12 protein-coding genes are annotated in these 14,435 nt (G+C 65.7%); 10 read left to right on the top strand and 2 right to left on the bottom strand.

All coding sequences use genetic code 11. From position 1 onward, the window contains the following. The first annotated feature begins 10 nt into the window (after nucleotides 1-10). A complete protein-coding gene (locus GD606_RS05920) occupies nucleotides 11-1,213 on the top strand; it encodes a GAK system CofD-like protein (protein WP_163302233.1) in 1,203 nt (400 codons plus the stop codon). Between the two features lie 222 nt (nucleotides 1,214-1,435). Here GD606_RS05920 and GD606_RS05915 read toward each other — a convergent pair whose 3' ends face one another. Further along, nucleotides 1,436-4,618, bottom strand: coding sequence for an ATP-binding protein (locus tag GD606_RS05915; RefSeq protein ID WP_163302234.1), 3,183 nt, complete (start codon nucleotides 4,616-4,618; stop codon nucleotides 1,436-1,438). A gap of 73 nt (nucleotides 4,619-4,691) precedes the next feature. Further along, on the bottom strand, nucleotides 4,692-5,915 hold the full coding sequence (locus GD606_RS05910; RefSeq protein ID WP_163302235.1) for a trehalose 6-phosphate synthase: 1,224 nt from the start codon (nucleotides 5,913-5,915) through the stop codon (nucleotides 4,692-4,694). A gap of 295 nt (nucleotides 5,916-6,210) precedes the next feature. Between GD606_RS05910 and GD606_RS05905 the strand changes: the two genes are divergently transcribed. The 9 genes from GD606_RS05905 to GD606_RS05865 all read left to right on the top strand — a co-directional run bounded on the left by GD606_RS05905 (nucleotide 6,211) and on the right by GD606_RS05865 (nucleotide 14,435). Beyond that, the gene (locus GD606_RS05905; RefSeq protein ID WP_163302236.1) at nucleotides 6,211-7,128 is read left to right on the top strand and encodes a DHH family phosphoesterase; all 918 of its coding nucleotides are present in this window, start codon (nucleotides 6,211-6,213) and stop codon (nucleotides 7,126-7,128) included. 2 nt (nucleotides 7,129-7,130) lie between these two features. Further along, a complete protein-coding gene (gene lipB, locus GD606_RS05900) occupies nucleotides 7,131-7,784 on the top strand; it encodes a lipoyl(octanoyl) transferase LipB (RefSeq protein ID WP_163302237.1) in 654 nt (217 codons plus the stop codon). Then, a complete protein-coding gene (gene queA / locus GD606_RS05895; RefSeq protein WP_163302238.1) occupies nucleotides 7,781-8,923 on the top strand; it encodes a tRNA preQ1(34) S-adenosylmethionine ribosyltransferase-isomerase QueA in 1,143 nt (380 codons plus the stop codon). Before lipB ends, queA begins: the two co-directional genes overlap by 4 nt. Nucleotides 8,924-9,230: 307 nt before the next feature. Beyond that, a complete protein-coding gene (locus tag GD606_RS05890; protein WP_163304023.1) occupies nucleotides 9,231-9,479 on the top strand; it encodes a 4Fe-4S dicluster domain-containing protein in 249 nt (82 codons plus the stop codon). Beyond that, nucleotides 9,472-10,530, top strand: a complete 1,059-nt coding sequence (locus GD606_RS05885; protein WP_163304024.1) for a 3-methyl-2-oxobutanoate dehydrogenase subunit VorB — start codon at nucleotides 9,472-9,474, stop codon at nucleotides 10,528-10,530. The genes GD606_RS05890 and GD606_RS05885 overlap by 8 nt, the downstream gene beginning before the upstream one ends. A 3-nt stretch (nucleotides 10,531-10,533) precedes the next feature. Then, the gene (locus GD606_RS05880; protein ID WP_163304025.1) at nucleotides 10,534-11,295 is read left to right on the top strand and encodes a thiamine pyrophosphate-dependent enzyme; all 762 of its coding nucleotides are present in this window, start codon (nucleotides 10,534-10,536) and stop codon (nucleotides 11,293-11,295) included. Then, complete coding sequence (locus GD606_RS05875; protein ID WP_163304026.1) at nucleotides 11,292-11,837, top strand: 2-oxoacid:ferredoxin oxidoreductase subunit gamma family protein; 546 nt, start codon at nucleotides 11,292-11,294, stop codon at nucleotides 11,835-11,837. The genes GD606_RS05880 and GD606_RS05875 overlap by 4 nt, the downstream gene beginning before the upstream one ends. Nucleotides 11,838-12,218: 381 nt before the next feature. Continuing rightward, nucleotides 12,219-13,061, top strand: a complete 843-nt coding sequence (aroE, locus tag GD606_RS05870) for a shikimate dehydrogenase (protein ID WP_176629232.1) — start codon at nucleotides 12,219-12,221, stop codon at nucleotides 13,059-13,061. A 24-nt stretch (nucleotides 13,062-13,085) separates the two neighbouring features. Then, entirely contained in the window at nucleotides 13,086-14,435 is a 1,350-nt protein-coding gene (locus GD606_RS05865; RefSeq protein ID WP_163302966.1) for a BPG-independent phosphoglycerate mutase family protein, read from the top strand.

The raw sequence follows: 14,435 nt of genomic DNA, 5'->3' as shown, positions 1-14,435 counted from the left end.
AGGATGGACCATGCCCGACAAGGCCCTGCGCAAGATCGTTTTGACCCGCACCGTGAACCTGCCCGATCCGGTCAGGACGGCCATGTGCCGCCGGTCCCCCGAGCTTGGGCCGCGCATCCTTTTTTTCAGCGGCGGCTCGGCCTTGCGACGCCTGAGCCAGAAGCTTGTGGACTACACCCACAACTCCATCCACCTCATCACCCCCTTCGACTCCGGAGGCAGTTCGGCGGTCCTGCGCAAGGCTTTCCGGATGCCCGCGGTGGGCGACATCCGCAACCGGATCATGGCCCTGGCCGACCGCAGCGTGAAGGGCAATCCCGAGATCTTCGAGCTCTTCGCCTACCGCCTGCCCAAAACCGAGACCCCGGAGAAACTGCGCGAACGCCTTGAGGCCATGGCCCGGGGGGCCGATCCCCTGGTGCGGCGGGTTCCCGACCCCATGCGCAAGATCATCCGCTCCAACCTGGGGTTTTTCATGGACAGAAGCCCCAAGGATTTCGACCTGCGCGGGGCCAGCATGGGCAATCTGATCCTGACCGGCGGCTATTTCAACTACAAGCGCCAGATCGATCCGGTCATCTATCTCTTCAGCCGTCTGGTGGAGGCCCGGGGCGTGGTGCGGCCCATCATCAACGCCGACATGCACCTGGTGGCCGAACTTGCCGACGGAACGCGGCTGGTGGGGCAGCACCGGCTCACGGGCAAGGAGACGGCCCACATCGCCTCGCCCGTGGCCGACATCCATCTGGCCGACGATCCGGCGGGGTTCATTTCCGTGGAGCCCAAGCTCAAGGCCAAGGTGGCCGACCACATTCGCGGGGCCGATCTGATCTGTTATCCCATCGGCAGCTTCTATTCCAGCGTGGTGGCCAATCTGCTGGTCAAAGGCGTGGGGGATGCGGTGGCTGCGGCCGAGTGTCCCAAGGTCTACATCCCCAACCGGGGGCATGACCCCGAGGAACTGGGCATGGGCCTTGCCGACAAGGTGGCGACCCTTTTGCGCTATCTGGGGCGAAGCTGTGGCACGGCGGTGGAGCCAAAGCGTCTTTTACAGTTCGTCCTGCTGGACTGCGGCGACCGCGAGGCCCTGGCCGAGGCGGCCCGGGTGCGCCGTCTGGGGGTGGAGGTCATTGATGCCCCGCTTGTGAGCGAAAAGAGCGCACCCTATCTCGACCCCCGGCGGGTTATCGAACATCTTTTGGCTCTGGCCTAGTGTTGCGTTGGGTCATTCCCGTGATGGTTTGGCACGCAGTAACACATGGAATACATTGTTTTTCTTCGCAAAAAACCTGACTGTTTTTTGTGAACGCCACACCAGCACTGCAACCCTGGACACGTGCCAAGGGCACGACACCGCCATGCCTGACGTCCCGGGCGCGTTGCGCGGCCTGAAACCGCGCCGTGCCGCGTGCGTTTCCCGGCGTTCGCGGCCGCGTCAGGCCGCGTTGATCTCCAAAAGCCCCTGCCCGAAGAGGTGGGCCAATTCCTGCGTCCGTTTCCGGACAGCCTCCATGTCGCCGTTTTTTGCGGCCGTGGAGATATCCGCCAGAAGCGCAACGCCCCGGGAGAACCCCAGCGTGGCGCCGACACTTTTGAGCGTGTGGGCGTGGATGCGAAGGGCCTGGGCGTCCCCGGCGTCGGCGGCGTGTTGCAGCCTCTCCAGGAGATCGCCGAATTCTTCCAGGGCGGCCTGAAAAATGGGCTCCAGGGTCTGGTCGTCGATGCCCATGCGGCGTTTGGCCTGTTCCTTGTCGAAAAGGGGCTGTTTGCCTGTGGCGACATGGGGAGCCTGGGCAAGAAGGCGTTCGATCAAGGCCTCAAGCTCGAAGAAGTTGACCGGCTTGGCCATGTAGCTGTCCATGCCCGCCGCGCGGCATTGTTCCCTGGCCTCGTCCAGGACATGGGCGGTCATGGCCACGATGGGCGTGGCGGCGCGATCCGCTCCCGCCTCCCCGGCCCGGATGCGCCGGGCGACCTCGATGCCGTCCATGCCGGGCAGTTCCAGATCCATGAGCACCAGGTCATAGGATTCCCTGGCCAGGGTCTTCAGGGCCGCAAACCCGTCGGCGGCCACGGTGGTGTCATGCCCCATCTTGTCCAGGTGGAGTTGGGCGACTTTGACGTTGACCGGATTGTCCTCCACCAGCAGGATTTTTGTCAGCCGACGCCCGCCTGGGCGGTCTGCGGTTTGACGGATTTGACCCGGGATGTCGGCAGGAAGCGTCTCCCCGGAGGCGGGCGGGCGAAACAGGGCCGTAGCGGTGAAGACGCTTCCCCGGCCTTCCCGGGAGACGGCCGTGATGTCCCCGCCGAGCATGCGGGCCAGATGGCGGCTGATGGCCAGGCCAAGGCCGGTGCCCCCGTATTTTTCGGCGTTCGCGTCGTGGGCCTGGGTGAAGTCGTCGAAGATATGCGGCAGTTTGGCTGGGGCGATGCCGATGCCGGTATCCTCCACGGCGAACGCCAAGGGAACCAGGGCCGAATCGCCGCCCTCCGGAACCGGCCGCCGGTCCACGCTCGTCGTCACCCTGCCGCGCTCGGTGAATTTCACGGCGTTGCCCACCAGATTGATGAGTATCTGGCGCAGCCGCCGCCCGTCGCCGAACAGACGGCCGGGCACGTCGGGCGCAAGGCGTAGGTCGAGGGAGACGCCTTTCTCTCGGGCGTTTAGGGAAAAGGTCTTGACCACCGAGTCCAGCAGGTCGCGCAAGTCGAACTCGGCGTTTTGCGGGACAAGCTTGTCGGCCTCGATCTTGGACAGATCCAGGATGTCGTTGAGCAGATCAAGCAGATGCCCGGCGGCCTGGCGAATGGTGCGGGCGCATTCGCCCTGCTCCGGCGGCAGGGAGCTGCGCAAAAGCACCTCGGCCATACCGATGACGGCGTTCATGGGGGTGCGTATCTCGTGGCTGACGTCGGCCAGAAACCGGCTCTTGGCCCGGGAGGCGCGCTCCGCCGCATCCTTGGCCCGGTGCAGGTCGCGCTCCAGGTTCTTGCGATCCGTGATGTCCACGAAGGCCCCGATGACCCCGGTGACCACCCCGGCCTCATCGCGAAGCGGCGAGGCGTTGCCGAACAGGAAGCGTCTTTGGCCGTTGTCGAAACGCATCTCCAACTCCACGCCGCGAATCGGGACGCCGTCGCGGCCGGCGCGCTGCATGGGCAGTTCCGAGCCGGGCACCGGCAGGCCCTGGGCATAGACCTGGAAGTGTTTCGGCGCAGGGGCGTCGCCCGGGGTCAAGGAGAGGTTTTTTCCCTGAGCCATGCCGAGAAATTCGTGGGCGGTACGGTTTCCGGCGATGGTCCGGCACTGGGGGTCGCGGGATATCCAGACGATGGCCGGGATGGATTCCATAAGCCCCGTGAGTTCTGCCGTGCGTTCGCGTACCCGGCGATCAAGCTCCGTGGCGGACTGGCGAAGCTCACGCTCCATACGTTTTTGCTCGGTCACGTCACGGGCGATATGCAGGGCCCCGGTGATGTGTCCCTGGCTGTCGCGCAGGGCGTCGAAACGCAGATCGAGATATCGCGGCTCGGGGTTTTTGCCCGAGATGGCCTCGGTGACATGGCTTGCTTCCCCGCCCAGGGTCCGCCCCCACAGTGCTGCGGCTGTGGCGCGCTCCCGGGGAAATGGGTCGAGCAGGTCCAAAAGACGGTCCCCGATGGCCGGGGTCACCCCGAAAAGCGCGAAGAATTGCCGGGAAAAGGCCTCATTGTGCAGGATGATCCGAAAGTCCGGATCAAGCGCCGCCACACCGTCCGAGGTGGAATCGATGATGGCCCGGTTGAGGGCGCTTGAGGCCGAAAGCGCCCCGGCCGTCCGGGCCAGCTCCTTCTCGGCCTGGGAACGGGCCTGGACCATGGCGTTTATGGCCTCGGCCAGCTGTCCGATCTCGTCGCGGCTGGTGGGGGCGGGGGGAATGTCGGTCCAGGCGTCCAGGTTGCCGTCCCTGATCTCCAGGGCCAGCTTCCTGATCCGGCGCACGGGCCTAAGCACCGAACGGTCGAAGAAGTAGATGGAAAAGCCCGTGGCGGCGGCCGCCAGGAACAGAATGACCAGCAACCGCCGGGTGGACTGGCGGGACATCTCCCGGGATTCATCCAGGAACAGGTCCATGCGCTGCCGGGCCAGGTTTTTCAGATAGTCGGCGTCGGCCGTGATGAGGGTGAACAGCGGGCGCAAACGCTCGTTGTAATAGTCGATCCTGGCCTGCCGGGCCATGGACACGGACTCCAGATGCCGCAAATCATCGATATAGCGTTCGTGCTGTTCGAGCAGGCGTCTGGCGTGCAGGGCCTCGTCCCGGGTGAAGGGCCGGGGAATGTCCAACTTGGCCTTGTGCAGGGAGTCCCGGAACAGGGCGTCGGCCTGGCCGATTTCCAGGGCGTCGTCGGCCTCGTGGGCATGCGCCAGTTCCCTGGCCATGGCGTCGAGCGCCACGGCCGCATCCGAAATACGTTCGATGGCTTCAATGACGCGCACCACCCGGGGGATCGTGGCGTCCGCCTCCCTGGCCATGGCCCGGATGGTGGCCATGGCGTAGATCCAGGCCAAAAGCGACAGGACGGCCAGGCTGGCCACGATGAGGATGTGGCGCCAGCGGAGCGTGCCGATCATGGGCGGCGTCCCGTGCGGCGCGGCCTGACAGTGCGTGGGGTGAACCAAGGGTGAAGTGGTGATTCCATACGCATTATCCGTTGCGGGCTGTCGCTCCCAAAAGGGCCATCAGCATATCCGGCGAAGGGAAAAAAAGGGCGTTCGGTAGCTTTTCCCGGATGAGGTTGGTCGTCGAGTCGCCGCAACCGACGAAAATGGCGAGGGTCTCCGCGCCCCTGGCGGAGGCCGCCAGGGCCATGGGGATGTCCGCCGGGGTGTCGCCGCAGGCCAGATGCGGGCCGTTTTCGAGGCCAAGGCCCAGGGAGCGATCCAGATAGGCCACGGCGTCGCCCTTGTCGAAGTCCTTGATTCCCCCGGCCTCGTCCTCGATGGTCAGGATGATTTCCAGGTCGAGTCCGGTGTCCTCGATGCGCAGGTTTTCTCCGGCCGGATCCAGGGCGGCCGCCACGTCGCGCACGGAGGCCAGAAGCTCCACTGAGCGGTCTTCGGGCACGGTTCCGTCCATATCCTGGCGGGCCAGGGTGGTCTGTCCGAACTTGAATTGCAGGCCGGAGCCGATCAGGGTGAACACCTCGTTTTCAGGCCTGTGGACCAGGGCCAGGAGCCTGTCGTTGAGCGCCTTCAGAAGTTCCTTCTTCCGGGGCGCGATGGGCAGGGCTCCCCTGTTTCCGGCCCGGTCCAGGTATTCGCGGCCCTTGGAGGCCCCATAGGCGAAGATGCCCGAGGGGATGGCCGTGACATCCAAAATGCCCGGCCCGCGCAGGGGGGCGGAGGTGAGCATCAGCGGGTACGTTGTCCGGTTCATGGCGAAACGGCACAGAAAGACCGCCGAATAGGCCGACTGCACCGAGGTGGCGTAGCGCCCGTGGTAGGACTGCACGGTGCCGTCGCGGTCGGTGAAAAAACAGTTGAACCGGCGATCACCCAGGAACTGCCGTCCAGCCTCCAGATGATCGTCGAAATCGTCGATTTCCCGGGCCAGATGGCGCAACAGGGCGTCCTCACCGGAACCGAGGTAGAGGATGTCCTTTTCCAGTTCTTCCCGCTCCCGGTTCAAATCCACGCCGATGCTTCGGCCGTCCGGGAGCAGAAGCTCCTTCACGCTTCCCCTGCCGCCGGGACGGGACAGGGCCACCAGGGTGCGTTCCAACAGGGCGGCGTGGGCGGGGTCCGGGGTGCGGCCGTCCAGGATTTCACGCACGGCGGCGGTCCGGATGGCCTGGGAGGCCTCCATGGCCGCGCGCAACCGGGCCAGGGTATCGATCTCGCGGGGCGGATGAGGGAGGGCGCGCATCATGATGTCAATACTCCAAAAAAAACGGACAACGCCGGGGTGTCCGAAAAAAGGATGCTGGACATGGACCGATGGCGTCGATCCTGGAGGCGCACGCCGAGACGGCATTCCACACCAAAAGCCGCGACATGGCAAATGAAACTCCACGCGGGCATTCGAAAGACCGGGACGGCGTCCCATGTCGGCAGCGCGAAAACGGCGTCCGCCGCCTTTCGCCTGTTGTCAGCCGCAGGGCCATGCGTTACCGTGCCAGCGCCGTCACCGGCTCCATCTCGCACCCCACCAGCCGGAGGAAAACATGCGCCTTCTGACCCGATCCGACTTTGACGGACTCATCTGCGCCGTGCTGCTCAAAGAAGCGGGCATCATGGACGATTGGAAATTCGTCCACCCCAAAGACGTCCAGGACGGCAAGGTGGCCGCCTGCGACAACGACATCCTGGCCAACGTGCCCTACGCCCCGGGCTGCGGCCTGTGGTTCGACCACCATTCCAGCGAGCAGGAACGCCTGGACTTCAATTTCTCCTTCCAGGGCGTCTCCCGCCTGGCCCCGAGCTGCGCCCGGGTCATCTGGGACTACTACGGCGGCCACAAGACCTTTTCTCCGCGCTTCGACGCCATGCTTGACTACGTGGACCGCTGCGATTCGGGCAACCTGACGGTTGCGGAAATCGAGAACCCTGCGGGATGGATTCTTCTAAGCTTTCTCATGGACCCGCGCACGGGCCTGGGGCGCTATCGGGACTACCGCATCAGCAACTACCAGCTTATGGAAAAGCTGGTGGAGATGTGCCGTATCGAGGATGTGGAAACCATCCTGGACGATCCCGACGTCAAGGAGCGCATCGACCGTTATTTCGAGCAGGATGCGCTCTTCCGGGAGATGCTCAAAAAACGCGGTACGGTGCATGGCAACGTGGTCCTGCTCGACTTCCGGAACCAGGACGAAATCTACACCGGAAACCGGTTCGTAGTCTATACCATGTTCCCGGACTGCAACGTCAGCGTCCAGGTCATCTGGGGAAAGCTCAAGCAAAACACCGTCATCACCGTGGGCCACAGCATCACCAACCGCACCTGCAAAACGGATGTCGGCGCGCTCATGCTGGAATACGGCGGAGGCGGCCACGCCAAGGTCGGCACCTGCCAGGTGGACACGGCCATGGCCGAGGACGCCCTGGCCGACATCCTGGCCCGGCTCCAGAAAAACGGATGAACATGTCGGCCACCATCCCCGGTTCCCGCGATCTCGATCTGCGGTTCCCGGGGCGTCTCGATTTCGCCGAGGCCATGGTCCTGCAACAGCGTGCGGCCGAGGCCCTCAAGGCTGGCGGCGGGGTAGGCACGGTCTTTGTGCTGGAGCATCCGCCGGTCATCACCCTTGGGGCCAACAAAAAGCTCAACCAGGTGTTGGCCGCCCCCCCCGGGGTGCCCGTGGTCCAGACCGACCGGGGCGGCGGGGCCACCGCCCACGAGCCCGGGCAACTGGTTATCTACCCCGTGGTGCATCTGCGCCGCCTGGACCTTGGGGTCAAGGCCTTCGTCCTGCGCATCCTGGAGGCCGGGGCCGGGCTCCTGGCGGAGATGGGCGTGGCCGCCACACCCCGCCTGGACCCCCTGGGCCTGTGGGTGGACGACCGCAAGATCGCCTCCATGGGCATCCACGTCTCCCGGTTCGTGACCACCCACGGCCTGGCCATCAATCTCATAAACCACCTGGGCCTTTTTTCGGCCATGGTGCCCTGCGGCCTGCCCGGCGTGCGTATGACCTCCGCCGCCCGGGAGCTCGGCCACACCGTGGACATGGACGCCGCCGCCCGGCGCATGGCCGAACTGACGGCCCAGGCCCTTTGCCCGGACTCCCTCCCGTGACCCCCGGTCCCCACGATCCCCCCCACGATCCCGCTTCCGGCGATCCGGGCGGCGTTCCCGCCGACTGCGACCTGGGAACCTACCAGTTCCATCTGCCGCCGGAATTGATCGCCCAGCGTCCTCTGCCGCAGCGCGACGCCTCCCGGCTCATGCTCCTTTCCCGGGAAACCGGGGGCGCCCGGCAGGCCCGGTTCGCCGACCTGCCGGACCTCTTGCCGCCAAACGCGCTGCTTGTGGCCAACAACACCCGGGTGGCCCCCGTCCGTCTCTTCGGCCGCAAGAAAACCGGCGGGGCCGTGGAGTTTTTGCTGCTCACCCCGCCCGTGCTCCTGTCCGCCGCGCCAGACCCGGGCCGACCCGGCCGTGTGTCGGCCCGGGCCGTGGGCCTTTTGCGGGCCTCCAAGGCCCCCAAACCCGGCGATCTCGTGACCTTTTCCGATGAGTTGTCCCTGACTGTGATCTCCCGGGGTGAATTCGGCCACGCCGAGGTCATGCTGTCCTACGTCGGCCGACTCCCCGACATCCTGGACGCCATCGGGCATATGCCCCTGCCGCCCTACATCAAGCGCCCCGACGAAACCGCCGACGCCTCGCGCTACCAGACTGTCTACGCCCGTCCCGACAAGCCCGGCTCGGCGGCCGCGCCCACGGCCGGACTGCATTTCACCCCGGACATGCGCCACGCCCTGAAAAAACGCGGCTTCGACTGGGCCGAGGTCACCCTGCACGTGGGCTACGGCACCTTCAGCCCGGTGCGCGCCACGGACATCCGCAACCACGACATGCACCGCGAACATCTGGAAATCCCCCCCGAAACCGCCGCCGCCGTCTCCCTGGCCAAATCCCAGGGCCGCCCGGTCATCGCCGTGGGCACCACCTCCGTGCGCGCCCTGGAAGGGGCCTTCGCCGCGACCGGCCGCATCGCCCCCTTCGTCGGCGCCACGGACATCTTCCTGCGCCCCGGCTGCGACTTTCAGGTCATCGACGGCCTTTTCACCAATTTTCATTTGCCTGGATCAACCCTGCTGATTATGATATGCGCTCTGGCCGGAACAGACCATGTCCTTTCGGCTTACCATGAGGCTATCTCCGCCGGGTTCCGCTTCTTCTCCTACGGCGACGCCATGTTGATCGTATGAGGGAGCCCCCGGGGATGAGGCTGCCGCCTCCTCCCCGGACCCCACCACCGCCCGGGGGGAATCATTCCCCCCGGACCCCCCGTATAGGGGGCGCGGCTGGCGGGAGGGGCGCATGGTGTGTGCGAGGGCGCTTTTTTCCCCGGCGGAGACGCCGGGGAAAAAAGCGCCCTCGATACCCGCCGGGAAGATGAGGCAACGCAGAACTGTTGAAGTTTTTTGGGGAGGGGAGGGGTCCGGGGAGGGGAACCCCTTTTGTTCACAAAAGGGGTTCCCCTCCCCGGTTCATCCTCTTCCAAAAGGAGCAGGCATGTCGCGGATTGTGATTGACGAGGAGCGGTGCAAGGGGTGTCTCCTTTGCACGTTGGCGTGTCCCAAGGAGATTGTGGTGCAATCTTCCAGGTTCAACCAGCAGGGCTACAAGGTCGTCGAGGTAGCGCCTGGCGAGGAGTCCAAGTGTACCGGGTGCGCCAGTTGCGCCATGGTCTGTCCGGACGTGGCCATCACGGTCTGGAAGACGGTGAAGCCGAAAAAGAGCGAGGAGGCGGCCCATGTCTGAGAAGCGCATGTTTATCAAGGGCAACGAGGCCATCGCCTACGGGGCTCTGGCTGCCGGGCTGCGATGCTATTTCGGCTATCCCATCACTCCCCAGAACGACATTCCGGAATTTCTGTCCAAGGCCCTGCCTGACGCCGGGGGCGAGTTCGTCCAGGCCGAGAGCGAGGTGGCCTCGGCCAACATGCTGCTGGGCGCGGCGGCCTGCGGGGTACGGGCCATGACCACCTCGTCGAGCCCGGGCATTTCGCTCATGCAGGAGGCCATTTCGTACATGGCCGGAAGCGAGCTTCCCGGGGTCATCGTGAACATGAACCGGGGCGGCCCGGGCCTGGGCGACATCGGTCCCTCCCAGGGCGACTATTTCCAGTCCACCAAGGGCGGCGGCCACGGCGACTACCGGCTTCTGGTGCTTTCGCCATCCACCTGCCAGGAGGCCTATGATCTCATCATCGCAGCCTTCGACCTGGCCTTCAAATATCGTAATCCGGTGCTGGTGCTGGGCGACGCCATTTTGGGCCAGATGAAGGAGCCGGTGACGACCTGGAAGCCTGAGCCGGTATCGCCTGCCGAGGGCGGCGACTGGCGGCTCGACGGCGCGTCCGGGCGACCCAAGCGGCTGCTCAAGTCGCTTTTCCTCGACGAGGGCGAACTGGCCGGCCAGAACCTGCGCCTGGACGCCAAGTACAAGTCCATGCAGGCCGAGGTGCGCTTCGAGGCCTATCAGACCGAGGACGCCGAACTGGTGGTGGTGGCGCATGGGTCCATCGGCCGCATCGCCAAGAGCGCGGTGCGTTCGCTTCGGGCGGCGGGAGAGAAGGTGGGGCTTTTTCGGCCCATCACCCTCTATCCGTTTCCGACCCAGGCCCTGGCCGAGCTTGCGGCGCAGGGAAAGCGCTTTTTGACCATCGAGCACAACATGGGCCAGATGGTCGAGGACGTGCGCCTGGCCGTGCGTTTCCATGCCGACAGCGGCTTCCACGGCTTATTGCCGGGCAACATGCCCACTCCCGACGAGATTGAAGCGCCGATCCGCTCGGCCCTTTCGAGGTAGGACATGAAGGACGAACTGGTTTTTGAGCGCCCCTCGGTCATGACTGACCGGGGCATGCACTATTGTCCCGGCTGCCATCACGGCGTGGCCCACAGACTGGTGGCCGAGTGTCTGGTGGAAATGGGGCTTGTGGAAAAGACCATCGCCGTCAGCGCCATCGGCTGCTCGGTGTTTTTGTACAATTACATCTCGGTGGACACGGTGGAGGCCCCGCACGGGCGCGCCCCGGCCGTGGCCACGGGGGTCAAGCGGGCCCGGCCCGACGCCTTCGTCTTCACCTATCAGGGCGACGGGGATCTGGCTTCCATCGGCCTTGCGGAAATCATGCACTGCGCCAACCGGGGCGAACGGCTCACGGTGGTCTTCGTCAACAACACGGTCTACGGCATGACCGGCGGCCAGATGGCCCCCACCACGCTGATCGGCCAGAAGACCACCACCTGCCCGGGCGGCCGCTGCCAGGACCGCGAGGGCGGCCCTATGAACATGGCCGAGATCATCGCGGGCCTGGGCGGCACGGTGTACAGCACGCGCGTGGCCCTGGATTCGGTCAAGCACATCGTGCAGGCCAAAAAGGCCATCAAAAAAGCCTTCACCATCCAGGAGCAGGATCTGGGCTTCGGGTTTGTGGAGCTTTTGGCCACCTGTCCCACCAACTGGCGCATGACCCCGCTTCAGGCCAACGAGCGCATCGCCAAGGAGATGATTCCCGTGTTTCCGCTGGGGGTCTTTCGGGACGCAACCGGCGAAGGAGGCGGCAAGTGAGTCTGTATCAGGATGTGATCATCGCCGGTTTCGGCGGCCAGGGGGTCATGCTCATCGGCAACCTTCTGGCCTATGCGGGCATGAACCAGGGCTTAAACGTCACCTACATCCCGGTCTACGGCCCGGAGATGCGCGGCGGTACGGCCAACTGCACGGTGGTGGTCTCCGAGGAGGAGATTGGTTCGCCCATCATCCATCGCCCGAAAAGCCTGATCGTCATGAACCGGCCGTCTCTTGACAAGTTCGGCCCACGGCTCGTGGACGGCGGCGTGCTGATCCTCAATTCCTCGTTGGTCGATCCGGCCCTGGCCGAGGCCGACCGGGTGCGGCTGGTGTCCGTGCCCTGCAATGAGATCGCCGACGGTCTGGGTAACGCGCGCATGGCCAACATGGTGGCCATCGGGGCCTATGTGGCGGCCACTGGGGTTGTGCCCCTGTCGGCGGTGGAGGACAGCCTGTCGCATGTCATCTCCAGCCACTACGCCAAGCTCATTCCCAAAAACATCGAGGCCATCCGCGCCGGCGCGGCCCGGGCGGCCTAGGCGACGCAGGCGGCAGACAGTCTGTAGGGGGGGATGCCTCCGGCGGCCAAAGGGCTTCGCCCAGGTGGATGACAAAGCTCCTGACGGAGCTTTGCGCCGCCGACAGCGGCCAAGCCGCTGGGCGGAAAGACACGAAAATCACTCGCTTACGGCGCGGCCAAGCCGCAGCCTAGGTGTGATTTTCGAGGCTGCTGACTGCATCAGCAGCCAAAGGGCTTCGCCCTTTGGAATCCCGCACGCGGCGACATCCCCCTTTGGTTTCCATAACGCCCCCTATAAAAGTTTTTTGGGGAGGGGGAGGGGTCTGGGGAGGGGGAACCCCTTTTGTTCACAAAAGGGGTTCCCCCTCCCCAGTTCTCATTTCTCCCCAAGGAGCCTCCCATGCCATCTCCCCTCATCCCTACCCGCCTGTTCGGCATCATCGGGCATCCGCTCGGGCACAGCTTAAGTCCTTTACTGCACAACTGGGGTTTCGGGCATTTCGGGCTGCCCGGGGTGTACATGGCCTGGCCGGTTGCGGCGGGCCGGGTGGCGGATTTCATGACGGCGGTACGGCTGCTTGGGATCGAGGGCGTGTCGGTGACGATCCCGCACAAGGCGGCAGTGATGGAGTATGTGGACGAGGTGACGGACAGGGCCCGGGCGGTTGGGGCGGTGAACACCCTTTTCTGGCGTGATGGCAAGCTGTGGGGCGAGAACACGGATGTGGCCGGATTTGTCGCCCCGCTGCGCGAGATATCCGGGCTGCCGGGCACGGCGCTGGTTGTGGGCGGCGGCGGCGCGGCCCGGGCGGCGGTAGCGGGCCTTGGGGAGCTTGGCGTGCCGGAGATTTGGGTGACGAATCGCACGGCTGAGAAGGCGCGGGAGCTGGCCCGGGATTTCGGGGTGGGCTGCGTGGCCTGGGAGGATCGGGGGGAGCGGGCCGGGGGGCTGGTGGTCAACGCCACGCCCCTGGGGATGCTCGGGAAAAACGAGGGCCTGTCGCCCATGCCCGCGGGGAGCGTGGGAGCCGGGGCGGTGGCCTATGATCTGGTCTACAATCCGCATGAGACGGCGTTTTTGCGGGATGCGGCGGCGGCCGGGGCGCGGGTGATCCCGGGACTTGCGATGTTTTTCGGACAGGCGGTGGAGCAGTTTCGGCTGTGGACCGGGTGTGAGCTGCCGCGTGCGGAGGGCATGGCGCTTTTGCGCAAGGCTCTGTATGGGGAAGGGGTCGGGGCGTAACAGAAAAAGCGTGGGGGAGGCGGCATGGATGGGGCGTCGGCGGTCAAACGGTGCGTGCTGGTGGTCCTGGACGGGCTGGGGGACCGGTCCCACGCCTGTTTCGGCCATAAAACGCCGCTTGAGGCGGCAGATACCCCCAACCTGGACCGTCTGGCGGCGCTTGGGTGCAACGGTCTGTACCACGCCGGGCATCTGGGGCAGGCCCTTCCCAGCGAGAACGCCCATTTCGCCATGTTCGGCTACGAGGCCTGCGAATTTCCCGGCCGGGGCCCGCTTGAGGCCCTGGGGGCGGGCATTGCCGTTTCGCCCGACGAGGTGGCGGCGTTGGCCCATTTTTCCAGCGTGGTCGAGCGGGACGGCTGTCTGTATCTTTTCCGCGACAAGCCCGAGGCCGTGACCGAGGCCGAGGCCGTGGAGCTTTTTGCGGCCGTGGCGGCGTTTGCCAGCCGGGGGGTGCGCCTGCGGCTGGTCCGGGACCGGGGGCTTTTCGGCATCCTGGTGCTGTCCGGGGACTCGGGGGACGCGGTGGGGCCGGATTTCACGGACACCAACCCCATGGTGGACGGCCTGCCCATCCCCGAGGTGCTGCCCCTGTGCGGCGCGGACCCGGCCAGCGGGAACGCGGCCAAGGCCCTCAAGGACTATCTGCTGCACGCCTATGAGACGCTCTCGGATCACCCGGTCAATGCCCGCCGCGCGGCAAGGGGCCTGTGCCCGGTCAACGCCGTGGTCACCCAGCGCCCGGGGCGGCCGGGCAGTCCGGAGCCGTTTTTGGCGCGCCACGGCCTGCGCGCCCTGTCCGTGGCCTCGGGCATCATCTACCACGGCCTGTGCGCCTACCTGGGCATGGACGTCCGCAAATGCAGGGACACGGCCGACCCCGGCGCGGACCTGGCCGTACGGCTGACCCTGGCCCGGGAGGCGCTTGGCCGCTACGACTTCATCCATGTGCACACCAAGGCCCCGGACGAGGCCGCCCATACCAAGTCGCCGGAAAAAAAGCGCCAGGTCATCGAATCGTTGGACAAGGGCCTGGGGCAGGTCATGGACGCCTTTCTCGACGATCCTGCGGTTGTCCTGGCGGTCACGGCCGATCATTCCACGCCCTCGGCCGGGCCGCTTATCCACTGCGGCGAACCCGTGCCGCTGGTGGTGTGCGGCCCCGGGGTGCGCCGGGACGCGGTGACGCGTTTCGACGAGGTGGCGGCGGCGGGCGGGGCGCTGGGGCATCCGCGCGGCACGGAGCTCATGCGGGTTTTGCAAAACGCCATGGACCGGGCGAAATTGGCAGGCATCCGGGAGACGCCGGAGCACCGCGATTTCTGGCCCGCCCCCTGCCATCCTTTCCATCTGCGTGAACCGCATCGGAGGTGA

Origin of the sequence: Desulfolutivibrio sulfodismutans DSM 3696, assembly GCF_013376455.1 — a bacterium.
Taxonomy (GTDB): Bacteria; Desulfobacterota; Desulfovibrionia; order Desulfovibrionales; family Desulfovibrionaceae; genus Desulfolutivibrio; species Desulfolutivibrio sulfodismutans.
This window is presented reverse-complemented; position numbering and strand designations above follow the sequence as displayed.